We start from the raw sequence: 25,630 nt of genomic DNA, 5'->3' as shown, positions 1-25,630 counted from the left end.
CCAGGTTTGTTCTCCGTTTTGCGACGACCCCTTGATTCCTTGTTAACTCTCGCTGCTGCCAAGGTCTGAATCTATGTCCGATCCCCCTCCTGAGCCTGTCATCGCCCTTTCTCATCAACCGGTGGACAACCGCAACATTCGCTTCTCCCTGGAGCGGGGCGATCTGGATCTGGAGCAGCTCCTGCTGTTGTTGAACCGCAACGCCTTTTGGGCCCAGAATCGCCGGCGGGAAGAGATGGAGCGGGCCATCGCCCACAGCCACCCGGTGGTCAGCGCCTGGGACGGGGAGCGCCTGATCGGCTTTGGCCGCGCCACCTCTGATGGGGTTTACCGGGCTGTCCTCTGGGACATTGTGGTTGATCACGACTACCGCCGCCAGGGCATCGGGCGCAAGCTGGTGGAAACCCTGATCAGCCATCCCCACCTGCAGTCGGTGGAGCGCATCTACCTGTTTACCACCCATCAGCGCGGCTTTTACGAGCGAATTGGTTTTGTGGAAAATCCCAGCACCACTCTGGTGTTACACGGGCGTCCGCTGGGGTTTTTGATCCCGGCTGCCGAACAGGAGCAGGTCTGACCAACAGGGAGCCTCAGGGCAAGAAGAGGCGTAGGTGAGTGTATCTTGAACAACAGTGGGTTGGCTCGGCCTTGGGAAGAGGACGCGCTAGCCTGAAGCAAAAAGGGTGAGAGGGTGTACCTATGGCCAATCGCCTCGCCACGTGTTCCAGCCTTTACCTGCGCAAGCACGCCGAGAACCCGGTGGATTGGTGGCCTTGGATCCCGGAGGCTCTGGAGAAAGCCCGGGCCGAGGACAAGCCGATTTTTCTGTCCATCGGCTATTCCAGTTGCCACTGGTGCACAGTCATGGAGGGGGAGGCTTTCTCCAACCCGGAGATCGCCGCCTTTCTTAATGCCCATTTTTTGCCCATCAAAGTGGATCGCGAGGAGCGGCCCGATCTGGACAGCATCTACATGCAGGCGCTGCAGCTCATGAGCGGGCAGGGGGGGTGGCCCCTCAATGTCTTCCTCACCCCCGATGATCTGGTGCCGTTTTACGCGGGCACCTATTTCCCGGTGGAACCCCGCTTTGGCCGTCCGGGTTTTTTGACCTTGCTGCAGCGCATCCTCCAGTTTTACCGCCAGGAAAAAGACAAAATCGAGGAGATGAAAGGCCAGATTTTGATGGCCCTGACCACCCTCAGCGACCTGGTGCCGGAAGACCACCTTCCCCCTGACCTGCTCCGCTCCGGGATCCCCAAAATCCAGCCTTTGCTGGCCAACGCCGGGGCGGTGCAGCAGTTCCCCATGATGCCCTACGCCCAGTTGGTGTTGCGCTCGGCCCGCTTCGACCCACCGGAAGGGATCCCCGGCTCGCCGACGGCGCTGGAACGGGCTAAGGAGCGGGGCATGGCCTTGGTGTTGGGAGGGATCTTCGACCATGTGGCCGGCGGGTTTCACCGCTACACCGTGGATCCCACCTGGACGGTGCCCCACTTTGAAAAAATGCTCTACGACAACGGGCAGATCTTGGAGTTTCTGTCTGAGCTGTGGGCCCACGGGATCCAGGATCCAGCTATCGAGCGGGCGGTGCGCCTGACGGTGGAATGGGTGGCGCGGGAGATGACTGCCCCTGCCGGATATTTCTATGCCGCCCAGGATGCCGACAGCTTTGCCCGGACGGAGGACACGGAGCCGGAGGAGGGCGAGTTCTACGTTTGGCGCTGGCAGGAGCTGCAGGATCTGCTGGATGAAGCAACCTTCCGCGCCCTACAGCAGGCGTTTGACCTGTCGCCCAATTTCCCCGATCGGCCCGGCTGCATCGTCTTGCAGCGCAAACAGGGAGGAGAGCTGCCGCCGGAAGTAGAGACCGCCTTGACCACCCATCTGTTTCGGGCCCGCTACGGCTCCACAGAGCGGAGAACCCCCTTCCCACCCGCGGTAGATGCCCGCTCGGCCCGCCAACGCTCTTGGCCGGGGCGGATCCCACCTGTCACGGACACCAAGATGATCGTCTCTTGGAACGGCCTGATGATCTCTGGACTGGCGCGGGCCTACCAGGTGTTTGGCGACGAGGACTGTCTGCAGTTGGCCCTGCGAGCCGCCCAATTTATCCTCAGCCAGCAGCGCCACCCCCAGACGGGATCCCTGCTGCGCCTGAACTACGACGGCACAGCCCAAGTACCCGCTAAATCGGAAGATTATGCCCTGTTGATCAAAGCCCTATTGGACTTGCACCAAGTCAGCCTGCCGCTGGTGAGGGATCCCACCCCCCAAGATTGGTTGCAGGCTGCCCTCCAGCTCCAGCAGGAGATGGACGCGCAACTGTGGGATCCGGCCAGGGGGGGATACTTTGTCAGCGATGCCCAGAGCACCCCTGAACTGTTGGTGCGGGAGAAGGAGTTTCAGGACAACGCCACGCCCGCGGCCAATGGGGTGGCCATTGCCAACCTGGTGCGCCTAGCCGCCATCACCGGAGATCTGGACTACTTGGAACGGGCAGAACAGGCCCTGAAAACCTTTGCTCACATCATGAGCACCCAGCCGCGCACCTGCCCCAGTTTGTTTGCTGGGCTGGATTGGTACAGCAATTGGGTGAAAGTCACCCTAGAGGCCGAGCACATCCCTGCTTTTCAGCGGCGAACTTGGCCCACCACCGTCTTTGCCCTGCCCACGGAAGCGGAGCCGCTGCCAGAAGGGGCGCTAGGCTTGGTGTGCTGGGGCAGCAAATGCCTGGCTCCGGCCAGCTCGCTGGAACAAATCCAGTCGCAGATCGGCAAAGGGCAGAACCGAGCCTACTGACAGCGATTCAGCCTTCTCCAGAACAAGCCGGGATCCCTTCTGCTCTACCCAAACCGCCAAGGCTTAGCTCTGGTTCTCCACCCCAAAAAACTCGATGCGGTAGCTCTGGATGCGGGTGCCGGTTTGCCGCTCCACCTGGGCCAGCAGCTCCGGCGGCAGCTCCACATCTACGTCCAAAATGCGGTTGCTGTCCAGGCAGTTGACATGGCTGTGAGGATGGGTACGATTGCCGTAGCGACGCCCATCGGCGCGATCCAGGCACTCGATAATGTTGTGGCTGGCCAGGGCCTCCAGATTTTGATAGACGGATGTGTGGCCAATGGGCTTGCCCTGCCGATTGAGGCGATCATAGATCTCTCGAGCGGAAAGGTGCTCGCCGCATTGCCACAGCAGTTCCAAAATATAACGACGCTGCCGGCTGAGGCGCAGATTGCACTCTCGGCATCGCTCCAAAGCAGCTTCCAAAGAGTCTACAGGGCGAGGCATGGGCAAACCTCAAGTCATACCGAGTCTGAGATAGCCAGTTGCTCATTTATACTAGCCTAACATTTGCAAGTCGAAGTTTCTGAAGATTTGTTGCAAAATCTCCACTGGCGTAGACCTCTCTAAGCAGTGTGCAGAAGAAGTGGGGTCAATTATTGACGATATCCCTTCTACAATACCGCTGGGGTGTTGAGGAGAAGCAGGATGCGGCGGCGCCAAATGATCTTGGGCTTGTTGGGACTAGCCGGCAGCAGTGGATTGGCGGGGGCCTATTGGGCTAGTCGGCAGCGTCCTACTTCGGTACCTCTGTCCGCAGTGGTGGGATCCCCCCCTACCCCTCGGCCTACGCCCACGGTTGTCCCCCATCCAGAAGCTCCCCGGGGCCTCTACATCCCAGCCCGCCGCGATCTTCGCCTGTTGGTCATCAGCGATATGAACGGCATCTACGGCTCGGTGGACTACGACCCAGAGGTGGATCGGGCTATCCGCCTCATCCCCTACTTCCAGCCAGATATCGTCTTGGGAGGAGGGGACATGGTGGCCGGGCAGGATCCCCGCCTCTCGGAAGAGCGCATTCGCGCCATGTGGGCAGCCTTCGACCGGCATGTGGCTGGCCCGCTGCGAGCCGCCAAACTCCCCTACGGCTTCACGCTGGGCAATCACGATGCTTCCTGTGCCCGCACCACGCGGGGCGGTTTTCTCTTCCAAAAAGAACGGGATTTGGCCCGTGAGTTTTGGAACGACCCGGCCCACGATCCGGGCTTGAACTTTGTGGATCGAGGCGACTTTCCCTTCTACTACACCTTTGAAAAAGACGGGGTATTTTACTTAGTCTGGGACGCCACCTGCAACTACATCCCGCCGGAACAGATGGCCTGGGCGGAAGCAGCACTGGCCAGCGAACGGGCTCAGAAGGCCAAGTTGCGCATCGTTATCGGCCACCTACCCCTCTATGCGATTACCGTCGGGCGCGACGATCCAGGAGAGGTGTTGCTGGAGGCCGATGCCAAGCGGGCCCTGCTGGAGAAGTACCGCGTCCACACCTACATCAGCGGCCACGACCACGGCTACTACCCTGGCCACAAGGGGCAACTGCAACTGCTCCATTGCGGCATTCTTGGCTCCGGCCCCCGCCCCCTCCTGAATAGCCCCCTGCCCCCCCGCAAGACCCTCACCCTTATCGACGTGGATTTCAACACTTCGGAGGTTACCTACTACACCACCTACCACATGCGGGATCTGAGCGTGATCGACCAAGCCGAGCTGCCCCGCTTCATCACCGGGCACAATGGCTTGGTGCTGCGCCGCGACGTCAATTGGGACAACCTCACCCCCGAAGAAATCGCCACCTGCCAAGCTCGTATTGGATCCCTGTGTCGGGATTAACTCTGTCGATTCCATGGAGGGAAACGCTGCCGAGCCGATGCGTTGTCTTACTTTTCCCCCACCATCCCATCCATCAGTCCAATCAATCAAGAGTTGGGGCGCACAACTCCTGCTACTTTAGTTAAGAGTTGATTACAGATGGTCTCGTTGCTGGTCGAGGTAAAAGGGGATCTGCTGGATAAGCAGGTGTGGGAGCGGTTCCACGCTCTCTCTGACCCGCTCCGTCTACGCGTGCTGCAACTGCTGCAGGGGCGCGAGTTGTGTGTTTGCGAGCTCTGCGAAAAGCTACAGGTTAGCCAGTCTAAGCTTTCATTTCACTTGAAAACTCTGCGAGATGCCAAGCTGGTTAACGCTCGCCAGCAGGGGCGCTGGATTTACTACAGCCTTAACCCACCCGGTTTTCAGCTCTTGCAGCATTTTTTGGATAGCTTGGGACAGGCTGGCCCCCCCAAAGCCGCGGTTCCCTGTGCCGAAGATCCCTGAGAAGATCCCTAGGTGTTGGGCGCGGCAACCCAAAATACCCCCGGAAAAACTGTTGGATCCCGCCATACTGAAGGTGGGCCAACAGAAGCGCATCTCTATTTCTCTCCTGGCAGCCCCAGGGATCCCGTTGGCTTCACTCGCTGCGCCATCTCCCAAAGTCCGTCAAAGTTCCCTGACACCGGCCATTGGGCTCTTTGTTAGGATCGATACAAAAAAAGTGGGGACGGCATGACACGCGACCCGAGAGAGGAGTTGAAACGCATCCACCGGGCACACCTGCGGAATCGCCTCAAAGAGCGGGTGAAACGCGCCCAGTCGGATCCATCTTTGCTGGCACGAGAGGCTTTTGAGTTGGGTTTCTCGCTTCCCGCTTTACTCGAGCAACCCAAACTCAATTCCCCTGCCAAGCAACCTCAAGATGGCAGCAACGATCACGGAAGAATTTCTCCCCGGCGACTCTCAGAGCAGTTAGCCTAGGCGATGATTTGGAATCGTGCCTTCTCCTTAAAAGGGGGGAAACAGCTTCCCCGTGGTGGTACCCTGAGTTTGGGACTCAAGAGAGGGAGCCTGGTCGAGCACCCCAAATTGGGACTGAGCTTTGTGGGCGGAAGTTCTGGTGGAAAACTCAGCCTGCATTGTTGAGCAAGCGGAAAAAAGATTAACGCAAACAGCGAAAAAAGAAGATGTGCGGTTTCTCGGCTTTTGTTCGTGGAGGTGTTATGCCTGAAGTGGACAAAGCCGTCCTAAAGGACAAGGGTTCAGACCCAGGAGGTTTTGATGATGAGCACCGCCGAAGCCCTTAAAATTCTCAGCCTTCCGCCGGATGCAAGCGAGCGGCAGATCCGGGGGCGATTGTTTCAGGAATACCAAACTCTCGGCACTGCTCTCGCAGAACTGGAGGATGAGCGACAAAGGCCCTTGCTAGAGGCGCAACTGGCGCGGCTGAATGAGGCGCGGGATGTGCTGCTGGGCGGGGGATCCCAGGTAGAGAGAGGGTTATCTTGGGTTAGCCCGGAAGACTTGCCTTCCCAGGTGATCGTGCTGCTCTACCAAGCCAATGGGCAGGAGGGGATCTGCACGCGCCAGGTTGGTGGTCAAGATATTGTTATTGCTTTTGAGAGCTCGTTTGCGGCCAGAAAATATGCCCAGAGGCTGGCTCAACAGGGACTGCCTAAGCCTGTAGCAGAACGTTTTGACACGCAGGAGATCGTCGATTTTTGTCGCGAAGGGGGCTACGGATTGATGGTGGTTCCGGCCAACGAGATGCTGGAGCCTCTGGAGGAGAGCACGGAAACCGCGCGGGATTGGCAGAGCAAATCCTAACGGCCTGGACTTCAGCCAGATTGCGTTGCGAGGGTCTTCGATGATCACTGCCGAACCGATCTCTGCAGAGGAGTTTCGCCAGATCATGGATGCGGATCTGGAGGCTTGCTGTGAAGCATTTGGCCTGAGGGAGGGGTACCTGCGTCTGCAACAACAACAACTGCGCTTCTGGATTATGCTGGCCCTTTGCCTGTTGGTGGTTGCTCTGGTGATCTTCTCGGCGATGCGGGATCCCGGCTATTGGCTGCTGTACGCGGTGGCCGTCCTGTTGCTGGGGGTGGTTTTGCTGGGGCTGCTCTGGGCCATCCTGGAGTTGCGGCAAAACCTGCGTCGCATTCGTCAGCGTTGGCAGGAGGCCCATCTCCTCAACAGCCCGCCCAAGATCATGGAGTTCGCCAGCGACCTGGCCCGCAAGGTGAAGGAGTACAACCGCTGGGTGCAGGAGCTGCAACAATCGCTGGAAAGAGGGCAGTATTGGCGCGATTTTCGCCAACTGAACGAGGCAGAGCAGAAGTACGTCCAGTCCCTCTTTTTGCAGGTGCGAGCCCAGTTGATCACGGCTTTGCAGATGTGCAGAGCCTTGATCGAAGACCCGCGGGTTTCCGTAGAGCAGTACTTTAACCAGATGGTTGCCCGGGATCAGCAACTGCTGGAGCAATTTATCGCCAAAAACTTGACTGCCAACCGCTACGTAACCATGGCCCGCGAGCTATCTGCCCTGGAAGCAGATTTGCAAAGCCGGCTCAGAGTCCTGGGATCCCGGTGATAGTCTGGTGGGTCGATGTTCGGCAGCTCGTTTATGAGAAGCAGAGGCAGTGCAACGCTGTACATCCTGCTGGGTTTGGGCCTGCTGGGGGGATGCGGGGATCCCAATGTGCCGCTGACCCAGCCGCCCCCTGATGCTTTCCGGGTCAGCACCCCGCGCCCCCCGCGCTTGGATCTGTACCCCACCCCACCACCAACGCCCACCCCTACTCCCACACCGCCCCCCGGCTTGCTGGAGCTCACGGCCCGTTGGCTGGGGATCCCTTGGCCGCCGCAACGGCGAGAGACCAGCCCGGTGAGGTTGAGCGCCCGTTTCCTCGAGATCCCACTGCCGCCCAAGCCTCGCCCCTCACCCCAACCTTCCCCTAGCCCGGAAGCAGAGGAGAGAAAGCAGCAAGGCCGCGAGACCTAGTCCACACCGCTGGCCTCTGGGGATCTAGGCGCCCACAGTCACCGGCTCCGTCTCTCGCACCCGCATCTTTTCGCAGGGGATGATGTCTGTCAGGATAGAGCTGGCCATCATGCCCGTGTGGATCTCCAGTTTGGCTCCCGGCACTGCCTCAAACAGCAGCCGCTGCCCTGGGAAGACCACCCGCTCAAAGTACCAGTTTTCGATATTTGTGATGCGAACCACCTGAACGGAGCTGGTCGCATTGATGTAGCTACAGGTTATTCGCTCTGTTTGTCTTTTGGCGGGAATTGCATCAAGTGTTTGCATAATTAGATCACCAGCCCACTCTGCTCAGCCTAGCATCTACCCTAACACCGCTTGGGGATCGCTGCGGTAGTCTGCGATACGGCGATCCCAACCAGCAGAAATGAATCCTGGAAAAGCAATTTCTGTATTTTATCTTACCGTTTTGATTTTTTCAGAATGGCTCCTCAACTCAGGACGGACTTGGATTGAGATTTCTTCCTGCGGCGAGGCAATTTCTCACAGAAAATCTCCACAGAGTAGTAGTCAAGATTACATTTTGAGTCCCCTTGGAGTTTGGGGATCAGGGCTCGTGGACGCTCGCTCCGGTCGTCGGTTTCTGCGGCAACTGGCGGGGATCCCAGTTCAGGCCCTCCACCCGCAGCTCCAGCGCCCCCGACTGGCGCACCGGATTGTATTGCAAGCTAAATCCATAGGTGCGGCGGTCGTAACCCAGGCGGTAGGTGATGTCCACCTGCTGGCCTGACTGCAGATCCAGCGTGGTTTCCGCCCCCACCCGCAGCGGGCCATACAGCTGCTGTAAAAAGCCCAGAACAAGTTGCTCCCGCGTGGTGATGCGGTCGAACAAAAACGGCGAGGCCCCCGCCAAAAAACCGTTGGAGTAGGTCACCCTCAGGTTGGTGTAGTCGAAGGTATCGGCCACAAAAGCCCCGATTACCGCATCGATGCCGATGCTGCCGGCAGTATAGCTTTGGACACGGCCATTGGAGTAGAGTGACTGGCTGCTGCTGACGCCGGTGTTAAGCCAGATTCCCTGTTCGATGGGCAGAGCGGAAAAGCGGGGCGGGGGATCTGCTGCCGTCTTGGGAGGGCTCCAGAGGGGAAAGGAGCGAGTTAGGGTTGCCCCCAGTTGCAGACGGGCGAGCTGAATGCGCTCGGTGGTCTTGGCCAAGGCCAGATCGGGATCGGTGTCGATGTCGCCGAGTTGTCCCAGGGCGTCGATGTAGTCGGCAGCTATGCGGTAGCTGAAATCCAAACCGGTGTTGCCGAGGCGGAGGGTGGGCGAGCGGTAGCTGGCACCAAGGCGATTTTCCACGATCTGAAACCCCAGGCGCCCGCTGAAGAAGCGCTCCCGGTAGGCATAGGTGTAGGTGACTTGGCCGCCGTTGCCGGTGGCAACGCGGTGTTCGACCTGGGCCCGCAAGCGCCGGGCCAATTCCTCGAAGACGATCCCGCGCAGCTCGGCAAACAGCGAGGTTTGAGCATTGGCTTCGGGCTGTCGCCAACGGAAATCCGTTCGCAGCCCAATTCCATCCAGAACTCCCTGGTCGCTGCCCCAAAGGCGTTGCGGATACAGTTGCGGGGAGAGCACCAGGCTGAGATGGGGATCCTGCAGCAGCTCGAAGTTGGCCTGCAGGATCAGGCCGCGCCGCAGCTCTTCCCGGTCGAAGTCATCGTAGAAAAGGCTGATGGGCGGCTGGCGGTTCAACGAGTCAAAGCGCAGCCGAATGGGCAGGGGCAGAAAAAAGACTTGGTCGAAAACCAGTTGGCCAGCTTCAGCAATCAACAGGCTGGAACCATCCGCCTGCAAGGTAGAGGTCACCCGCGGGCTGCGGATCTCCAGCTCCGGCGGATCGAGGGGGTCGTTGGTCAACTGCACTTGCTCTCCTTCCCAGTTGTTGGCATCGAAGCGGATGCGAACGGCGCGAAAGCGCACCAGCCGCTGCGGCGAGAGGGCCGCTGCCGGGGATCCGGCGGCCTGCAACTGGCCGATATCCACCTGGCCGAAGGCTTCTTCCAAAACTCCCCGCTCTTGCTCAAAGTCGTATTCCAGGCGGGATCCCTGGATGCGCTGCCGATCCAGCTCCACCGAGACATTGCCCTCGGCCACCGCTCGCCGCTGTTGCAGCTCGATGCGCAGGCGGTCTGCCCGCAGCACAGAGCGGCCCAGCCGCATCTCCACGTTGCCCTCGGCCAGGAAAACCTGCGCCCGTTGGTCGAAGGTTTGGCGATCCGAGCGCAGCCGTAACGTGCGATCCGCAAGGGTGTCGGGGGCACTCGTATCCCCAGGCTGAGCGGTTGCCACCTGGTTTTTCTGGGCTGAGGCAGGAGCAGCTGTTGCCAGACCAAACACCCCCAAGCAAAGCCAGAGCCACCAAAACCCTTTCATATTCCCCTAAACCTGGCACAAAACTTCAGCCCAAGCCCCTAGGCTGGCTCAGCCCGTTGTCGGCGGGGGCGGGTTGAGGGCGCGGTTGAGCTTGCCGCTGCGGTAGCCCTCCAAATCGAGACTGACGTAGAGATAACCAAAAGATTGCAGGGCCTTGACCAGCGCTGCCAGATCGGTTTTTTGCACAAATTCCACGATTTGATGAGGGAGCAGTTCGATGCGGGCAGTATCTTTCTCGGAGCGCACCCGCACCTCTTGCCAGCCCAAACTGCGCAAATAGCGCTCTGCCGCTCCCACCCGCCGCAGCTTCTCGGCAGTGATGGCCTCGCCATAGGGAAAGCGGGAGCTGAGGCAGGGCTGGGCCGGCTTGTCCCACCAGGGCAGGCCCAGGTGGCGAGACAGTTGCCGCACCTCCAGCTTGCTCATCCCCACCTCTGCCAGGGGAGAACGCACGCCGCGCTCTCTGGCCGCCTGCGCTCCCGGTCGATAGTCGGCCAGATCGTCGGCGTTGAGGCCATCCACCACGTAGTCGTATCCCTGAGTTTCAGCCACCTGGCGCAGGGTGTCGTGCAAGTGGCTTTTGCAGAAGTAGCAGCGGTTGGCGGGGTTGGCGGCGTAGCGGGGATCCTGCAGCTCCTGGGTCTCGACGATCTGGTGGCGGATGCCGATGTATTGGGCTTGCCAGATGGCCTCCTCCAGATCTTCGGGCAACAGCGCCGGGGAAGCGGCAGTGACGGCCAAGGCCCGCTCCCCCACCTGATCCCAGGCCAGTTTGGCCACCAGGCTGCTATCGACCCCGCCTGAGTAGGCCACCAAGACCCGCCCCATCTCGGCGAAGATTTGGACAAGCTGGTGGAACTTGCCTTGCAGGACGGGATCCAGCTCCAGCAGAGGGTCGGCAGTGGGGTTTGGGGCTATGTTCATAAGGCCAGCAGATTCGGTAAGTTGGGGCCAAGGGGACGCCGTCCTGGCCCGGCGGAGGAGAACCTGGGGCGGTTTTCCCTTCCTATTGTTTCTCAGAGTTTCCCGACTTTCCAACGCTTCCTTCCCAAGTGAGGTGCGGGATCCCCCCACAAGCGGGCAACCTGTCTCTAGGCCAGCAGCCCGCCGACGCGGTAGGCTGGATGGCAGTGAGCCCCTTGCTTTGTTGCCGCAATCGACGCTTCTCTCCTCTTGCCGTCATGGCTCTACAACTCGAACCTGCCAGCCCGCCAGAAGTGGCCGTCTATCAGCCCTATTACGCCGTTGCCCGCCGACAGTACTTAGCCCTGGCGGTGGGCCTCTACAAAAGAGGCAACCTGGAGGGGCAAAGGGCTATTGAGGGGGCGGATCCCGTCCGCTTCTTGGCCAGTTGGCACATGTCCCCGCTACCTTCAGATTTAACGGTGGTTCAGGTGATCTTCGCTCAAGATGCCGAGCTCACCTATCAGCTTTCCATTGCCAACTACGAGTTTGTGGACTATCTCATCGATGTGGTGACCCTGATGCAGCGGGGGCAGCCGCCGGATTTCTCCACCGCCTTTTACAAAAAGCTGATGCGCTATGAAGATTGACCGTTCGCGCCAGCAGGACGCAGTCCTTGGTTGCTTAGCCGCCATCACCCTCTACGACACCACGCTGCGGGATGGGGCGCAGCGGGAGGGGCTGTCGCTGTCGGTGCAAGACAAGATCCAGATCGCCAAGCTGCTGGATCGGCTGGGGATCCCCTTTATCGAGGGGGGCTGGCCGGGGGCCAATCCCAAGGATGTGCAGTTTTTCTGGCAACTGCGGGAAGAGCCTCTGGAGCAGGCGGAGCTGGTGGCCTTTTGTTCCACCCGCAAGCCGGGGCGGCGGGCGGCTGACGACCCCCTGCTGCAGGCCATCTTGGCGGCGGGCACCCGCTACGTGACGGTGTTCGGCAAGTCCTGGGATCTGCATGTGACTGAGGGGCTGGGCACCACCTTGGCCGAAAACCTGGCCATGATCCGGGATACCATCGCCTATTTGCGCTCCCAGGGGCGACGGGTGATCTACGATGCTGAGCACTGGTTCGACGCCTATCGCCACAACTCCGACTACGCCCTGCAAACCCTCGTGGCGGCGGCAGAAGCGGGGGCAGAGTGGCTGGTTCTCTGCGATACCAACGGCGGATCCCTGCCCCCCGAGATTGCCGCCATCACCGCAGCCGTCTTGGCCGAGTCCCATCACCTGGGGCATTTGCCCCTGGGGATCCACACCCACAACGATTCCGGCACTGCCGTGGCCAATGCCCTGGCGGCAGTCCAGGCGGGGGCGCGCATGGTGCAAGGCACCATCAACGGCTATGGGGAGCGCTGTGGCAACGCCGACCTGTGCAGCGTCATCCCCAACCTGCAACTAAAGCTGGGCTACCGCTGTCTGCCGGAAGGGAAGCTGCAACACCTGACGGAGATCTCCCGCGCCATCAGCGAGGTGGTCAACCTGGCTCCGGATGACCATGCCCCCTTTGTGGGCCGGTCGGCCTTTGCCCACAAGGGCGGGATCCACGTTAGCGCCGTCCAGAAAAACCCCCTCACCTACGAGCACATTGCCCCGGAGCAGGTGGGCAACTGCCGGCGCATCGTGGTTTCGGAACAAGCGGGGCTGAGCAATATCCTCAGCAAAGTGGCCGGCTTCGGGATCCGGCTGGACAAGTCAGATCCCCAAGCCCGCTTGATCCTAGAGCGGTTGAAGACCCTGGAGCTGCAGGGCTATCAGTTTGAGGCGGCTGAGGCCAGCTTTGAGCTGCTGGTGCGGGAGCTGTTAGGTCAGCGCTTGCATCCATTTGAGGTGCTTAGCTTTAATGTCAGCACCACTACCCGCTCCGACTGGAGCAGCAAAGACTGGGATCCCAGTGGTGAGGCGGGGGATGTGCAGTCCTTGGCGGCGGTGAAGATTGCGGTGCAAGGGCAGACGCGGGTAACGGCAGCGGAAGGCAATGGGCCGGTGGCCGCTTTGGATGGGGCGCTGCGCAAAGCCTTGCTGGAGTTCTACCCCCAACTGGAAGGGATTCACCTGGCCGACTACAAAGTGCGCATCTTGGATGGGCGGGCCGGCACCTCGGCAAAAACGCGGGTGCTGGTGGAGTTCAGCGATGGCCACCGCCGCTGGACCACGGTGGGAGTTTCCACCAACATCATCGAAGCCTCCTGCCGGGCCTTGGTGGAAGGCTTGGAGTATAGTCTCTTGACAGCACCTTGCCTTTCCCCAGCCTCTGCCCAGATGGCCTCTCCTTGAGGGGGATCTTCAACCATCTCCCCTCTCCCAGAGGGAGAGGGGCCGGGGGTGAGGGAGTCCCTCTGGGAGAGGGGCCGGGGGTGAGAGGCTGGCTCCAACTTGTGTGAAATCGTACAGCTCCCATGAGAATCATCGGCTTGACGGGCGGCATAGCCACCGGTAAATCCACAGTGGCCCGCATCTTGGAACGGCACGGGATCCCGGTGGCCGATGCGGATCAGATGGCCCGCCAGGCCTTGGCGGTGGGATCCCCCATCCGCGAGCGGGTGCTGCAGCGCTATGGCCAGGCCATCCGGGATCCCTCTGGAGAGCTGGATCGCCGCCAGTTAGGGCAGATTATCTTTGCCGATGCCGCCGAGCGGGCCTGGCTAGAAGCCCAGATTCACCCGTTTGTCAAAGCGCGGCTGCGGGAGTTTCTCCAGTCTCACGGAGCCTCTGCGCCGCCTGAGGAAGGGGTTGCAAATCCTCAAAAGGACGGCCCTCCCACCGTTTGCCTGATGATCCCGCTGCTGTTTGAGGCCCACATGGAAAACTGGGTCAGCGAGATCTGGGTGGTGACCTGTACCCCTGAGCAGCAGCGGCAGCGTCTGGCCCAGCGGGATCCCCTCCTGACGCCAGCAGAAATTGAAGCTCGCCTGGCCAGCCAGGGGCCCCTAGAGGAAAAGGCCCGTCGCGCCCATGTAGTGCTGGACAATTCTGGATCCCTGGCGGAGCTGGAAGCCCAGGTGCAGCAAGCGCTGGCTTCCCAGAAACCCCTGGCCTCGCCCCAGCAGGCTGGATAGAGTAGCGGATGGGGATGGTGGGTTGAGGAAGAGTCGATGCAAGAAACGATTTGCGGCGGCGAGCCTGTTGGCGATAGCAGGGCGGAGTCCTGGTGGGTGCAAGCGCTGGCGGCGCGGGAGCAGGAGATTCAGGCTTTGCGGGAGCGCAACCGCCTGCTGCAAAGCCAGATCGATCTTTTGGAGCTGCGCCAAGAAAAGCAACACCGACAGATTCGCAGCTATGAGGCCGAGATCGAGCAGCTCTACCAAGAAAAGCAGGTGTTGGAGCAGATGCTCCAGGAGCTACCAGAGCTCTACCGGCGCAAGCTGCAGGCCCGCCTGCAGCCCATCCGCGAGCGCATCGCCGCCATTCAAGCAGAAAATCGCCAGCTCAAGAGGGAGCTGTACCAGCTCAGCTACCGCCTGCAGCACGTGGACCAACTGGATGCCCCCCGCTGGAAGGTGCAATTGCCGCAGATGCCGCCCCTGCGCCGCCGGGATCCCAAGGCTTTGCTTGCCCAGGAAGCAGCATCTTCTTCAAGACTCGGTGTTGCTCCTGAGGGACACAGGGAGAAGCCAGAATAGGGGGAGCCCCCCTGGGATCGCCTCAGCATCGAGGGGTTGCGGCGGGGGCGCGCTTGCAAGGACTCCGTCCCGCTATTGCGACTGGAGATCTCCAAAAAATGGCCGCTGCCGGCAAGTACGAACCCCTTCATTTGAAATACCGCCCGCAGCGCTTTGCCGATGTGGTGGGCCAAGGGGCGGTGGTACAGACTTTGACCAATGCCATCCGGCAAAACCGGGTGGCGCCGGCCTACTTGTTCTGTGGGCCGCGCGGCACGGGCAAGACCTCCAGCGCCCGCATTTTGGCTAAGTCCCTAAATTGCGAGCAGGGGCCGACGCCGGATCCCTGTCAGGTGTGCAGCCAGTGCCGCGCCATCACCGCCGGCTCTTCTTTGGATGTGATTGAAATCGACGCCGCCAGCAATACCGGTGTGGACAACATCCGCGAGCTGATCGAGCGGGCCCAGTTTGCGCCGGTGAATAGCCGCTACAAGGTCTATGTCATCGACGAGTGCCACATGCTCAGCAATGCCGCCTTCAACGCTTTGCTGAAGACCCTAGAAGAGCCGCCCCCCCGCGTGGTGTTTGTGCTGGCCACCACCGACCCTCAGCGGGTTCTGCCCACCATCGTTTCCCGCTGTCAGCGCTTTGACTTTCGTCGCATTCCCCTCGACGACATGGTGGCCCACCTGGGCAAGATTGCCGCCCAGGAAGGGATCCCCATCACACCGGAGGCGCTGCACCTGGTGGCCCAGCTTGCCCAGGGGGGGCTAAGGGATGCCGAACGGCTGCTGGATCAGCTTAGCTTGCTGGAGGGATCTATCACCCCAGAAGCCGTGTGGGACTTGGTGGGCGGGATCCCGGAGCGGCAGCTTTTGGAGTTGACCGATGCCCTGCTGGCTCAGGATGTGCAAGCAGTGCTGGCCCAGACGCGGCAATTGCTGGAGCGGGGCAGAGAGCCGCCGGTGCTGTTGCAGAGCCTGGTGGCCTTTTACCGGGATCTGCTGCTGGCCAAGACGGCACCACAACAGCGGCAGTTGGCGGCCGTAACGGATCCCACTTGGGCAGCCCTGCAGCAGCGGGCCCCTCGCTACTCGGTGGAGATGCTGCTGGCGGCCCAGAGCCATCTGCGCCAGTGCGAGCCGCAAATTCGCCAGGGCGGCCAGCCCCAGCTTTGGTTGGAAATTGCCCTGCTGGATCTGCTGGGCCAGCTTCGCCAGGGTGCCGTCCCGCTGCCATCGACAGAGGCCAAAGGCGGAAAGCCGCTCCCCGTTGCCGACCTATCCCCTGCTCTCTCTCCTGAAGCTGTTGTCGGCCCGTCTTCTGCTAGGGGCAACAGCAAGCCGGAGGTCTTGAAGAACCTCGATGGGAACGTTGCCCCCGCTGTCGTAGGAGAAAAGCAGCAGGCTGCAGCAGCGGTTGAAAAGCTCCCAACCCCTGCCTCTCGAGCAACGGGGGACTCCACACCGCCACCGACAGCAGGGCCAAGCCGGGGGGAGACTTCCCCGGAAAAAGCGCAAGATCCCGCTGCTTCCTCCGCCAGGCTCTTGCGGCCCCGCTGGGAGGAGTTCCTCAAGGGCCTTTCCCCAATTACCAAAGCCCTGCTGGGATCCGGGCATTTGCAGCAAGAGACTCTGGAAGAGATTACCCTTGCCTTTCCCAGCAAAGGCTTGGTGGACAAGGTGCGCAGCAAAGAAGCCGAACTGCGGTCGGTACTCCACCATCTGTTGCAGCGCCCTGTGCAGCTCAACTTGGTTGTGCAGCGCTCCGGCAGGCCGGAGGTTTCCAATCGCACCGGCGAAACCAAGTCCAAGAGCTCCGCCCCGCTGCCGCCCACAGCATTTCTCCCCCCCGATCCCGTTGCCGCGCCAGGGTTGCCAAGCGATAACACCAGCAGCCCTGCTTCCTCAACGGAGCCCATCCCGCCAAGTACCGGGCACCATCCCCCCTCTGACCCACCTTCGCCAGAGCCTGAGCGCAACGATCCTGTGGGGGGCGCTCAGGTGAACGGCTCAGCAACCAGCATTGCTTCTCTAGGTTATGCAGAGCACCGTCGGCAGTCCTATGAACTAACCCATGAGCTGGCGGAGATTGCCCGCCGTTTTGCCGACCATTTCAACGGCAGCCTGGTGGACTTGGAGGGGGTGTTGGGATCCGCGGCAGGGCTCTCCTCAATGGAGACTTTAGAAGCCGAGGGATCCCTCGACCTGCTCTCCGGTGAGATCTACGACCCGCCGACACCGGCAGAAGGGTCTGCTGCAGAGTTTCCCAATGCAGCAGCAAAGCCGTCCCATCGGCGTGAGCCGTCTTTTCCGCTTGTCGATCGCCAAGCAGAAAGGGAATCCTTAAAGGAGGAGCTGCCTTTTTAAGGGCTATCTTAAGCTTGGTGAAGCGAGCCCCCCTCTGCCCATGTTGATCTTCCCCATCTCCCCGTTGATTCGCTACGCTTTGCAGGCCTTGTACTGGGGATTGAGCCTGCCCCTGCCCATCTTGCTGTCCCGGCAACAGGCAACACCGCTTGAGCTGGGATCCCTTTGGGCAACTCTGCTGCTGGGATGGGGAGTAGTCCTGGGATCCCTGAGCCAACAGATCCAGTTGGATGAAAAGGGCATGCAGGCCACCTACCCAGGCTGGGTGCCACCTTTTGTGCGGCAGGAGTGGCAGATCCGGTGGGCTGATGTGGAACGCATTGAGCCCCGCTCCACCAGCCAAGGCGGTATGGTGTACTACTTAGTCACCCAAGCTGGGGAGCGCGTGCTTTTGCCGATGCGGGTGGCCGGGTTCCAGCGTCTGTTGGCCGAGGTTCAACGTCACACCCAACTGGAGATCGGCGGGCTGCGCCCTTACGTTCAGCCTTGGATGTACGGGCTGCTCGGATGCTTGGCTCTGCTTTTGTTGCTCTGGGATGGGATGGTCGCTGTCTGGGTCTGGGCAAATTCGACAGGAGCCTAGCACAACCCCCAGCTTTTAGTGGAAGGTCAGTTCAAGTGTGCTCAGAGCAGTTGCACTCCTCCCATCCCCGCCAGGACTTGCCCATGTCTGGGATCCCGATTGCCCCTTTTGTAGGCTCTGCCCCCCCTTTGGAGAGGCTGAGCCTTGAGCAGGTCAACCTGTCTGCTTCCGCCTTGGCGCTCCTGGATCATTGTCCTCGCCTGTTTCGCTATGTGTACCTGGAGCGGTTGATCTGGCCTGCTGCCAATGCTTCTGAGCACGAACTGGAGCAGAGGCGCGGGCGGCAGTTTCACCGCTTGGTCGAGTGGCACAGCCGCGGTCGGCAGGTGGAGCCCCGCTTATCTGCTTTGGATGAGACAGTACGCCAGTGGTGGCAGGTGTTCTTGGCCAGTCCCCACGCTCATCCGCAGGGGCGGGTGTTGGCGGAATTGCCCCTCTGGCAGCGGATCGAGGGGTTTAAGCTGATGGCCCGCCTGGATCGGCTGGTGATTACCCCGGGATCCCTGCACATTGTCGATTGGAAGACGGAGCGGCAGCGCCCCCCCGATGAACAGTTGGCCCAGGACTGGCAGGTGCGCCTCTACCCCCTGCTGCTGTCTGGGGTGGCCGATCAACTGCTCCTGGAAGGCCCCTTCCAGCCGGAGCAGGTGCAACTGACCCTTTGGTATGTGCAACACCCGCAGCAGCCCTTCTACCGCCGCTACAGCGCCGCCGCTTACGAGCGGGATCTGGCCCACCTCAAAGCCACCCTGGCCCGCCTGCGGCAACTGGAGGCGCAGAACTTTCCCGGGATCCCCTACGGTGAACGCTGTGCCAGTTGTCTGTTCTGCTCCCGTTGCCACGGGCTAATGCCCCAAGGGATCCCTTCCCAAGACCTCACAGATTGGGTCTGGCCCATGCAAGAGCCTACGCCGCCTGCGGAGACAGATTGGGAGAACGGTGTTCCGGCTTGAACCCATTCCAGACAAGTTCGACCAACCCAAGCGCTCCGCGCCGCCGACGCGACCACCCCCAGGCCCCTCACCCCCGGCCCCTCTCCCAGAGGGAGAGGGGTGGGAACATAGCAAGGAGCAGCTTCACTGCTATTGGAAATGGCCGTAGATGCAAAAGCACTCAGAGCAAGGCAGGTCGGGGCAGAATCGGTTTTGGCAACAGCCCATGCACACCTTTCACGGGAGTGTTTACCACCTGCGTGATGTGAAAGTGGCGTAGCGACACTATCTTCCATCCATCCTGTCTTGAAAAGCTGCAGACAGGGATCCCCATTTGCAAGGCTGAGTGTAGAACTTGCGCCCATGGCGCAAGAGACAGCTGCAATTTTCCCGGAGACTTGCATACTGGGTTAAAGGATGTTGTCGGCGCTGCCAACTGTGACTGCGGGTGTCCTCTCCACCACCGTCCGGGATCCCGACTGGGATGTGGAGCTCAAGGGGCTCCGCAAGCGCTTTGGCGACTTTGTGGCCCTCGACGGCATCGACTTGCAGATTCGGCGAGGCGAGTTTTTTGGCCTATTGGGCCCTTCTGGCTGTGGCAAGACCACCCTGCTGCGCATCATCGCCGGCCTGGAGATGGCTGACGTCGGGGAAGTGATGATCCGGGGGCGCCCGGTGGGCCACCTGCCCGCCCACAAGCGCAACGTCAACACCGTGTTTCAAAGCTATGCCCTTTTCCCCTTCCTGACCGTGGAGGAAAACGTCGCCTTTGGCCTGCGCAGGCGGGGGGTGCGAGGCGAAGCCCTGCACAAGCGGGTGGCCGCTGCCCTGGAATTGGTGGAGATTGGGGATCTGGCCAAGCGCAAGCCCCAGGAGCTCTCCGGGGGGCAGCAGCAGCGGGTGGCCCTGGCCCGCGCCTTGGTCAATGAGCCGGAGGTGCTGCTATTGGATGAGCCGCTCTCGGCGTTGGATGCCAAGTTGCGCAAGCAGCTTCAGGTGCAGTTGTGCGAGCTGCAGCGGCGGCTGGGCATGACGTTTATTTTTGTTACCCACGACCAGGAGGAGGCGTTGGTTACCAGCGACCGGGTGGCGGTGATGCGGGCCGGACGTGTTGAGCAAGTTGGCCCCATTGACGAGGTGTACGAGCGGCCGGCAACCGCCTTTGTGGCGGACTTTTTGGGGGCCAGCAACCTCATCGAAGGGATCGCCTGTGGCACCGACTGCGTGGATACGCCCCTAGGCAAGCTCAAGGTGCCCGGGATCCAGCCCAACTTGGAGCCGGTGCAGTTGGCCATCCGCCCAGAAAAGATTCAGCTTTCCCGTAGCGGCTGGGATCTGCTGCCCAACCAAGTGCCGGTGCGGGTGGAAAACCTCATCTACACCGGGGCGGAGAACCAGTACTTGCTGCAGACGGCCAATGGACAGCAGCTCAAGGCCACCGCCCTCAACACGGATATTGAGGAGGCGGGGTTTGAGATCGGCGAGGCGCTGGTGGCCCACCTGCCCCCCAAGAGCCTGGTGCGCCTGCGGCCGGATCCCCGGCAGGAGGATCCCCCATGCTGAGATGGCCAGGGATCCCCCTTGCCCGCCAGCGTCTTCAGGTACGGGCCGGGGAATTGCTCTCCCCCTGGCAGGAGCTGCTGCGCAGCCTCATCTTTGCCGGGCCGGGGGTGCTATGGGTGGTGCTGTTTTTGGTGCTGCCGGGAGTGTTGCTGCTGGTTTGCAGTTTTCTCAGCCGCGGCCAGTTTGGCGAGGTGGGACTGCCTCTGACGCTGGCCAACTACCTGCGCATTCTCGGCTACGGCCCCCTGGGCTGGACGCCCATCTACTGGCAGATCTTGGGCCGCAGCCTGCTGGTGGCGGCCGTCACCACCTTCTTTTGTGTGCTCCTGGCCTATCCCCTGGCTTTCTTTATTGTCGCCCACCCGCCCCGACAGCGGGATCTATTGCTGACGCTGGTGGTGGTGCCGTTTTGGACGAACCTGGTGATTCGCACCTACGCCTGGATGGTGGTGTTGGCGCCAGAAGGGTGGCTGGCCCGCCTGGCCGCCTGGCTGGGCTGGATCCCGCCCCAGACGGCTCTCTACCCCAGTTGGCTGGCCGTGTACCTGGGCATGGTCTACACCTTTTTGCCTTACATGGCCTTGCCCCTGTACACAGCAGTGGAGCGCATCGACTGGCGCCTGGCGGAGGCGGCGCGGGATCTCTACGCCAACGGCTGGCAGGTCTTCTGGTGGGTGCTTTTTCCCCAAACGCTGCCGGGGCTGGCGGCGGGCTTGATTTTGGTGGCCATCCCAGCGCTGGGTATGTTCGTGGTACCGGACTTGCTGGGGGGCAGCAAAACCTTGTTGATCGGCAATGTCATCCAGATGCAGTTTGGCGCCAGCCTGGACTACCCCTTTGGAGCAGCCCTTAGCTTTTTGGTTACCGGCCTGAGCCTGGGCTTGCTCTATGCCTACAGCCGCTATGCCGGCAGCCGCGGCCTAGAAGAGCTGATCTGAGGCATTGCCATGAGCTTTCAGCAGGGCGGCCAGTTGCTTGCGCATCAGGATCCCGGGTTTGTCGGTAAACATATGCTGCTCGGCGCTGAGGTCGAGAGGGACATCGGGATCCGTAGTTTCCAGAATGGCCCTGTCTTCCAAAGTTACAGCCCGGTCGAAGCGGACTACCTCTGAGGCTGGAGCATCCGCTTCCGTGTCGTTGCGCAGGCAAAACTGCACCACTTGCGAGGCCCGGTCGTTGATGGGGGTGGGGATGTTGACGATAACATGGCTGCGGCCATTGGGGTAGCGGATGTGAAGGTGGTTGGTGAAGGGCAGGTACCAGGTGGAAGTGGTGGTGCGCTCGGTTTTGGCAAGGGGAATGCCCAGGTTTTTTTGTTGCAGCTCTGGGTTGGCCACACCGACCACCAGGCGGGTACGGATGCCGTAGTCCAGCTCCTCGATCTCGAAATGACTGGGTACCAGGTTGTCTAGGCTGCCAAAGGTGTTTTGATGCACAAAGCTGAAGTGGGCAGCATCGAACTCGTTCTCGCAGATGCGCAAACTGGCGCATTCCCAACGTTCGTAAAACTCGTGGATGAGCCGGTAGCTGGGATCCTCTGCCTCTGGAATGACCGGGATGTCTCGCAGGGGTTGAGGATCCAAACAAACCCAGGCATAGCCGTAACGGGCCTGGCAGAGATAGGCGGGAATGCGGTAGCCCTCCGGAATGCGCGCGCGAGCCGGCAACTGCGGCACCTTGACGCAGGCACCTGTGCCATCAAACTCCCAGCCGTGGTAGGGGCAGCGAATGTGGCCATCGCAGACAATCCCCTTGGAGAGTTGGGCCGAACGATGACAGCAGCGGTCGGCAGCAGCTTGGGGCTGCCCGGCTTGATCCAACCAGAGGACGATCTTTTCTCCCAACAGCTCAAAGGGTTGCGGGGATCCCTGCTCCAGTAGGCTGAGGGGCATCACCGGGTACCAAAAGCGCCGAAAGACAGGATGCTGAGTAACCAACATGGCTGAAAATCCCCAGGGTGGGTGTGGGATCCTGGCTAGCAAATTGGCCGATTGGGTTCCGTAGCCTCTGCCACAATCCCGTTTGCGGATCCCCCAGCCGAAAAGAGGGAGTTGGGGTTGCTACCAAGCCTCTTCCCCAGGGATCCCGCTGCTCCGGGAAAATTAACTCTCGGGACTTCTGGTAGCTTGAGAATACCGGCTTTGCGTTCAACTCGAGGGATCCCTTGACCCAAACTCTGCCTTCTCAGGCTTCTGCCCAGCCCAAGTTCTCTGCCGTGTCTTCCCCCCCGGCTACTTGGGATGTGATTGTCGTTGGTGCTGGGATCGGCGGGCTGGTGGCGGCCACCCAGTTGGCGGCCAAGGGCTACCAGGTGTTGGTGTTGGAAAAATACCTCATCCCCGGCGGTAGCGCTGGCTACTTCGAGCGTCCGGATCCCAACGGCAACGGGATCTACCGCTTCGATGTCGGGGCTTCCATGATCTTTGGCCTGGGCACTCAAGGTACCACCAACTTGCTCACCCGCGCCCTAGCTGCTGTGGGCCAGTCTTTGGAATCCATCCCCGACCCGGTGCAGATTGCCTACCACCTGCCCCAGGGGCTCAGCCCCTGCGTGCACCGGGACTACGAGCAGTTTTTGCAGGAGCTAGCCAGCTATTTCCCTCAGGAAGCGGGCAGCATTCGCCGCTTCTACGACAGCTTCTGGCCCATTTTCAACAGCCTCAACGCCATGGAGCTCCTCTCTTTGGAGGAGTGGGGCTATCTCTGGCGCTCTTTTGTCGGCAACCCCCGCGCCTGCCTGACCTTGGCCCGCTACTTGCCGGTGAATGTGGGCCAGGTGGCGCGGCGCCACCTACGGGATCCGGCGCTGCTGCGCTTTGTGGATATGGAGTGCTACTGCTGGTCAGTGGTGCCGGCGGAGCGCACGCCCATGATCAATGCCGGCATGGTGTTTTGTGATCGCCACTACGGCGGCGTCAACTACCCCAAGGGAGGGGTGGGGCAGATTGCCCAGAAACTGGCCCAGGGGCTAGAGGCCTGCGGGGGGCAAATCCGCTACGGGGCGCCGGTGCGGCGGATTTTGGAAGAACGGGGCCGCGCCGTGGGCGTCGAGCTCTCCAGAGGGGAAAAGCTCTTTGCCCGCAAGATCATCTCCAATGCTACCCGCTGGGATACCTTTGAGCGCCTCTGGCCGGGATCCCTGCCGGCGGCGGAGCGGCGCTGGCAAAGCCGCTACCAACAGTCTCCCAGTTTCTTAAGCTTGCACCTAGGGGTGCGAGCTGAAGCCCTGGCCGGCGAGCGCTACTGTCACCACATTCTTCTAGAAGATTGGCAAGACCTGGAGGCGGAGCAGAGCACGATCTTCGTCTCTATCCCCACCCTCTTGGATCCGGAGCTGGCCCCGCCGGGCCGCCACATCGTCCACGCTTTTACCCCCAGTTGGATGCAAACCTGGCAGGGCTTGGGCCCGGAGCAGTACCGGCAGCAAAAACAAGCGGCGGCCAAACGCCTTATCCACCGCCTGGAGGCCCTCTGGCCAGAGCTGGGATCCCACATCGAGCTGCTGGAGGTGGGCACCCCCCGCACCCACCGCCGCTTCTTGGGCCGCGTCGACGGCACCTACGGCCCCATCCCTCGCGGCACTCCCTGGGGCCTCTTGGGCATGCCCTTCAACCGCACCGCCATTCCCAACCTCTACTGCGTGGGCGATAGCACCTTCCCCGGTCAAGGCCTCAACGCCGTCGCCTTCTCCGGATTTGCCTGTGCCCACCGGGTAGATGTAGACCTTTCCAATTCCTAAGGAAAATCATCGGAATTGCACAGCACTGACCACAAACTTAGCCACATGCTCAACGCCTTACGGCAATCAAAGGAAAATCATCCACCACCGTCCGATTCTTCGTAGGCAGACGGAAGTGCTCAACGCCTTACGGCAATCAAAGGAAAATCATCTCCCTATCCGGGCTAGAGCTCGCGACAGAATCGGTAGTGCTCAACGCCTTACGGCAATCAAAGGAAAATCATCAGCATGGTGGCCACGCGCTCAGTGTTGGCTCTATGGGGTGCTCAACGCCTTACGGCAATCAAAGGAAAATCATGTGGTGCTGCAGGAACTTGCCTGAGCAGTACCCGCCGTGCTCAACGCCTTACGGCAATCAAAGGAAAATCATGAATCAGCTAGTTTGTCACGGAGACGTAGCTCTAGTCTGTGCTCAACGCCTTACGGCAATCAAAGGAAAATCATGGAGAAGCAGAGCCAGTCGCTTCAGTCCAACCTGAGTGCTCAACGCCTTACGGCAATCAAAGGAAAATCATCGGGAACACCACACCACCCCACCGCGTGGCCAACCCGTGCTCAACGCCTTACGGCAATCAAAGGAAAATCATTGGAGCCGTCTCCAGGCAGACTTGGTTCAACGGATAGTGCTCAACGTCTTACGGCAATCAAAGGAAAATCATATCGTTGAGGTGCCAACGATGCTATCAACCAAACTATGTGCTCAACGCCTTACGGCAATCAAAGGAAAATCATTTCACATCGGGCCAAATTATGACCAACTGGTACCGGCGTGCTCAACGCCTTACGGCAATCAAAGGAAAATCATGGAAAAGGGGAAAGAAGATTTTCCTAGGCAGACTTCGTGCTCAACGCCTTACGGCAATCAAAGGAAAATCATTCTACGATAAAGAGGTCGAGAGTCGTGGTCGGATCCGTGCTCAACGCCTTACGGCAATCAAAGGAAAATCATAGACCCGTCTCCAGGAAGAGTAGCCTCAGCAGATAGTGCTCAACGCCTTACGGCAATCAAAGGAAAATCATAGGTTATTGGCGATAAACTAATCTCAAAGCTTCTTGCGTGCTCAACGCCTTACGGCAATCAAAGGAAAATCATAGGACTACTAGAAAAGACTAGCACTTTCCCATAAGTGCTCAACGCCTTACGGCAATCAAAGGAAAATCATATGGCCACCATCAACGATGCTGCAGCAAGCCGATCATGTGCTCAACGCCTTACGGCAATCAAAGGAAAATCATGCCGCACCTCAGAATCCTTGCTTTGCAAGGCTCCGATAGCCACTTGGCAAGGTGCTCAGCGCCTTACGGCAATCAGAGGAAAACCATGCGCTTCCATTGTACCCTAACTGGCAGTCAAAGCCTAGCGAACAGGCTTCCCATGAGGGTTCTGAGGTTTTGCAAGCATCTCCAAGCAAGTGGAAACGGCTGGGATCCGCTTACAGCAAGGCTTTGAGGTTTGTTAGAAGCTGAGATACCTCTCACAACGGTGGATCCTTGTTTCTTCAATAGATCCTGTAGCTGCTCTGCTGCTGTGGCCAACTTCCTGGTCGGTTCGAGGTGAGCACCCGCTCCAAACAACGGTTGCAGATCCCCACGATGAGAAGGCCATCTTCCGGCTTGAGGATCTTCTCTAGTTCCCAGCGCAGTTTTTCTCGTTCTCGTAATGTTAGCCAAGTGCGAAAGATTGAGTACTGAATTCGCTCTCCATATCCCTCTAACAACTTCGACGCTTTTCGCCATCGCTTTTGGCAACGTATGTCATAGCATACTACAGCCTGTTAAGTAATCAAGGGGTACAGTAGCAACACTTAGCAAACCAACTTC

Annotated in this window: 23 protein-coding genes and 1 CRISPR repeat array; of the genes, 17 read left to right on the top strand and 6 right to left on the bottom strand. The window is 60.3% G+C overall.

All coding sequences use genetic code 11. The features are described 5' to 3' along the window. The first annotated feature begins 73 nt into the window (after positions 1-73). Together NW826_RS12030 and NW826_RS12025 are read left to right on the top strand one after the other, a co-directional pair. Positions 74-577: a GNAT family N-acetyltransferase gene (locus tag NW826_RS12030; protein WP_414332547.1), complete on the top strand. Its 504-nt coding sequence runs from the start codon at positions 74-76 to the stop codon at positions 575-577. Positions 578-699: 122 nt separating this feature from the next. Beyond that, positions 700-2,799, top strand: coding sequence for a thioredoxin domain-containing protein (locus NW826_RS12025; protein WP_414510243.1), 2,100 nt, complete (start codon positions 700-702; stop codon positions 2,797-2,799). A 63-nt stretch (positions 2,800-2,862) separates the two neighbouring features. On the opposite strand, the gene NW826_RS12020 is transcribed toward NW826_RS12025, so the two are convergent. Next, positions 2,863-3,285: a Fur family transcriptional regulator gene (locus NW826_RS12020; protein WP_414332551.1), complete on the bottom strand. Its 423-nt coding sequence runs from the start codon at positions 3,283-3,285 to the stop codon at positions 2,863-2,865. A 201-nt stretch (positions 3,286-3,486) separates the two neighbouring features. Here NW826_RS12020 and NW826_RS12015 point away from each other — a divergent pair, with 201 nt between their 5' ends. The 5 genes from NW826_RS12015 (at position 3,487) to NW826_RS11995 (ending at position 7,651) form a co-directional block, all read left to right on the top strand. After that, positions 3,487-4,668: a metallophosphoesterase family protein gene (locus tag NW826_RS12015; RefSeq protein WP_414510242.1), complete on the top strand. Its 1,182-nt coding sequence runs from the start codon at positions 3,487-3,489 to the stop codon at positions 4,666-4,668. 138 nt (positions 4,669-4,806) lie between these two features. Further along, entirely contained in the window at positions 4,807-5,151 is a 345-nt protein-coding gene (locus tag NW826_RS12010) for an ArsR/SmtB family transcription factor (RefSeq protein WP_414332555.1), read from the top strand. Positions 5,152-5,928: 777 nt separating this feature from the next. Further along, on the top strand, positions 5,929-6,474 hold the full coding sequence (locus tag NW826_RS12005; RefSeq protein WP_414332557.1) for a DUF3110 domain-containing protein: 546 nt from the start codon (positions 5,929-5,931) through the stop codon (positions 6,472-6,474). A 40-nt stretch (positions 6,475-6,514) separates the two neighbouring features. Then, a complete protein-coding gene (locus tag NW826_RS12000; protein WP_414332559.1) occupies positions 6,515-7,240 on the top strand; it encodes a hypothetical protein in 726 nt (241 codons plus the stop codon). Positions 7,241-7,273: 33 nt separating this feature from the next. Then, positions 7,274-7,651 carry a hypothetical protein gene (locus NW826_RS11995; protein WP_414510241.1) on the top strand — a complete coding sequence of 126 codons (378 nt, stop codon included), beginning with the start codon at positions 7,274-7,276 and terminating at the stop codon, positions 7,649-7,651. 24 nt (positions 7,652-7,675) lie between these two features. Here NW826_RS11995 and NW826_RS11990 read toward each other — a convergent pair whose 3' ends face one another. The 3 genes from NW826_RS11990 to larE form a co-directional block, all read right to left on the bottom strand. Next, on the bottom strand, positions 7,676-7,957 hold the full coding sequence (locus NW826_RS11990; RefSeq protein ID WP_414332563.1) for a DUF1830 domain-containing protein: 282 nt from the start codon (positions 7,955-7,957) through the stop codon (positions 7,676-7,678). Positions 7,958-8,237: 280 nt separating this feature from the next. Beyond that, positions 8,238-9,980: a DUF3769 domain-containing protein gene (locus tag NW826_RS11985; protein ID WP_414510240.1), complete on the bottom strand. Its 1,743-nt coding sequence runs from the start codon at positions 9,978-9,980 to the stop codon at positions 8,238-8,240. 132 nt (positions 9,981-10,112) lie between these two features. Next, entirely contained in the window at positions 10,113-10,988 is an 876-nt protein-coding gene (larE, locus tag NW826_RS11980) for an ATP-dependent sacrificial sulfur transferase LarE (RefSeq protein WP_414510239.1), read from the bottom strand. A 257-nt stretch (positions 10,989-11,245) separates the two neighbouring features. Between larE and ebsA the strand changes: the two genes are divergently transcribed. From ebsA to NW826_RS11935, 9 genes are all read left to right on the top strand, one after another. Continuing rightward, on the top strand, positions 11,246-11,617 hold the full coding sequence (gene ebsA, locus NW826_RS11975) for a type IV pilus biogenesis protein EbsA (RefSeq protein ID WP_414332569.1): 372 nt from the start codon (positions 11,246-11,248) through the stop codon (positions 11,615-11,617). After that, positions 11,607-13,298 carry a citramalate synthase gene (gene cimA, locus NW826_RS11970; RefSeq protein ID WP_414332571.1) on the top strand — a complete coding sequence of 564 codons (1,692 nt, stop codon included), beginning with the start codon at positions 11,607-11,609 and terminating at the stop codon, positions 13,296-13,298. The genes ebsA and cimA overlap by 11 nt, the downstream gene beginning before the upstream one ends. A 122-nt stretch (positions 13,299-13,420) precedes the next feature. After that, complete coding sequence (coaE, locus tag NW826_RS11965) at positions 13,421-14,080, top strand: dephospho-CoA kinase (protein ID WP_414510238.1); 660 nt, start codon at positions 13,421-13,423, stop codon at positions 14,078-14,080. A gap of 36 nt (positions 14,081-14,116) precedes the next feature. Beyond that, positions 14,117-14,644 carry a hypothetical protein gene (locus NW826_RS11960; protein ID WP_414510237.1) on the top strand — a complete coding sequence of 176 codons (528 nt, stop codon included), beginning with the start codon at positions 14,117-14,119 and terminating at the stop codon, positions 14,642-14,644. A 98-nt stretch (positions 14,645-14,742) separates the two neighbouring features. Continuing rightward, a complete protein-coding gene (locus NW826_RS11955) occupies positions 14,743-16,992 on the top strand; it encodes a DNA polymerase III subunit gamma/tau (RefSeq protein WP_414510236.1) in 2,250 nt (749 codons plus the stop codon). A gap of 40 nt (positions 16,993-17,032) precedes the next feature. Further along, a complete protein-coding gene (locus tag NW826_RS11950; protein WP_414335941.1) occupies positions 17,033-17,575 on the top strand; it encodes a hypothetical protein in 543 nt (180 codons plus the stop codon). Positions 17,576-17,625: 50 nt separating this feature from the next. Continuing rightward, positions 17,626-18,528 (top strand): PD-(D/E)XK nuclease family protein, encoded by a 903-nt coding sequence (locus NW826_RS11945; RefSeq protein WP_414510235.1) that lies wholly within the window; start codon positions 17,626-17,628, stop codon positions 18,526-18,528. A gap of 417 nt (positions 18,529-18,945) precedes the next feature. After that, complete coding sequence (locus tag NW826_RS11940) at positions 18,946-20,070, top strand: ABC transporter ATP-binding protein (RefSeq protein WP_414510234.1); 1,125 nt, start codon at positions 18,946-18,948, stop codon at positions 20,068-20,070. Beyond that, a complete protein-coding gene (locus tag NW826_RS11935) occupies positions 20,064-21,008 on the top strand; it encodes an ABC transporter permease (protein WP_414510233.1) in 945 nt (314 codons plus the stop codon). Before NW826_RS11940 ends, NW826_RS11935 begins: the two co-directional genes overlap by 7 nt. Here the strand turns inward: NW826_RS11935 and NW826_RS11930 are convergent. After that, positions 20,991-22,010, bottom strand: coding sequence for a Rieske 2Fe-2S domain-containing protein (locus NW826_RS11930; RefSeq protein WP_414510232.1), 1,020 nt, complete (start codon positions 22,008-22,010; stop codon positions 20,991-20,993). The genes NW826_RS11935 and NW826_RS11930 overlap by 18 nt on opposite strands. 275 nt (positions 22,011-22,285) lie before the next feature. Between NW826_RS11930 and crtH the strand changes: the two genes are divergently transcribed. After that, on the top strand, positions 22,286-23,809 hold the full coding sequence (gene crtH / locus NW826_RS11925) for a carotenoid isomerase (protein ID WP_414510274.1): 1,524 nt from the start codon (positions 22,286-22,288) through the stop codon (positions 23,807-23,809). A 45-nt stretch (positions 23,810-23,854) separates the two neighbouring features. Then, a CRISPR array of direct repeats spans positions 23,855-25,132; the repeat unit is 36 nt; unit sequence GTGCTCAACGCCTTACGGCAATCAAAGGAAAATCAT. A 176-nt stretch (positions 25,133-25,308) separates the two neighbouring features. Here the strand turns inward: crtH and cas2 are convergent. After that, a complete protein-coding gene (cas2, locus tag NW826_RS11920; protein ID WP_414510231.1) occupies positions 25,309-25,527 on the bottom strand; it encodes a CRISPR-associated endonuclease Cas2 in 219 nt (72 codons plus the stop codon). Between the last annotated feature and the right edge of the window lie 103 nt (positions 25,528-25,630).

Source organism: Synechococcus sp. OH20, assembly GCF_047502685.1.
Classification (GTDB): Bacteria; Cyanobacteriota; Cyanobacteriia; order Thermostichales; family Thermostichaceae; genus Thermostichus.
The sequence above is the reverse complement of the archived record's forward strand: the minus strand, read 5'-3'. Positions and strand labels throughout refer to the sequence as shown.

Bases quoted from the DNA above. Each gene is read 5' to 3' on its own strand.
- NW826_RS12030 (WP_414332547.1), top strand. From the start codon at position 74: ATGTCCGATCCCCCTCCTGAGCCTGTCATCGCCCTTTCTCATCAACCG.
- NW826_RS12025 (WP_414510243.1), top strand. From the start codon at position 700: ATGGCCAATCGCCTCGCCACGTGTTCCAGCCTTTACCTGCGCAAGCAC.
- NW826_RS12020 (WP_414332551.1), bottom strand. From the start codon at position 3,285: ATGCCTCGCCCTGTAGACTCTTTGGAAGCTGCTTTGGAGCGATGCCGA.
- NW826_RS12015 (WP_414510242.1), top strand. From the start codon at position 3,487: ATGCGGCGGCGCCAAATGATCTTGGGCTTGTTGGGACTAGCCGGCAGC.
- NW826_RS12010 (WP_414332555.1), top strand. From the start codon at position 4,807: ATGGTCTCGTTGCTGGTCGAGGTAAAAGGGGATCTGCTGGATAAGCAG.
- NW826_RS12005 (WP_414332557.1), top strand. From the start codon at position 5,929: ATGATGAGCACCGCCGAAGCCCTTAAAATTCTCAGCCTTCCGCCGGAT.
- NW826_RS12000 (WP_414332559.1), top strand. From the start codon at position 6,515: ATGATCACTGCCGAACCGATCTCTGCAGAGGAGTTTCGCCAGATCATG.
- NW826_RS11995 (WP_414510241.1), top strand. From the start codon at position 7,274: ATGAGAAGCAGAGGCAGTGCAACGCTGTACATCCTGCTGGGTTTGGGC.
- NW826_RS11990 (WP_414332563.1), bottom strand. From the start codon at position 7,957: ATGCAAACACTTGATGCAATTCCCGCCAAAAGACAAACAGAGCGAATA.
- larE (WP_414510239.1), bottom strand. From the start codon at position 10,988: ATGAACATAGCCCCAAACCCCACTGCCGACCCTCTGCTGGAGCTGGAT.
- ebsA (WP_414332569.1), top strand. From the start codon at position 11,246: ATGGCTCTACAACTCGAACCTGCCAGCCCGCCAGAAGTGGCCGTCTAT.
- cimA (WP_414332571.1), top strand. From the start codon at position 11,607: ATGAAGATTGACCGTTCGCGCCAGCAGGACGCAGTCCTTGGTTGCTTA.
- coaE (WP_414510238.1), top strand. From the start codon at position 13,421: ATGAGAATCATCGGCTTGACGGGCGGCATAGCCACCGGTAAATCCACA.
- NW826_RS11960 (WP_414510237.1), top strand. From the start codon at position 14,117: ATGCAAGAAACGATTTGCGGCGGCGAGCCTGTTGGCGATAGCAGGGCG.
- NW826_RS11955 (WP_414510236.1), top strand. From the start codon at position 14,743: ATGGCCGCTGCCGGCAAGTACGAACCCCTTCATTTGAAATACCGCCCG.
- NW826_RS11950 (WP_414335941.1), top strand. From the start codon at position 17,033: ATGTTGATCTTCCCCATCTCCCCGTTGATTCGCTACGCTTTGCAGGCC.
- NW826_RS11935 (WP_414510233.1), top strand. From the start codon at position 20,064: ATGCTGAGATGGCCAGGGATCCCCCTTGCCCGCCAGCGTCTTCAGGTA.
- NW826_RS11930 (WP_414510232.1), bottom strand. From the start codon at position 22,010: ATGTTGGTTACTCAGCATCCTGTCTTTCGGCGCTTTTGGTACCCGGTG.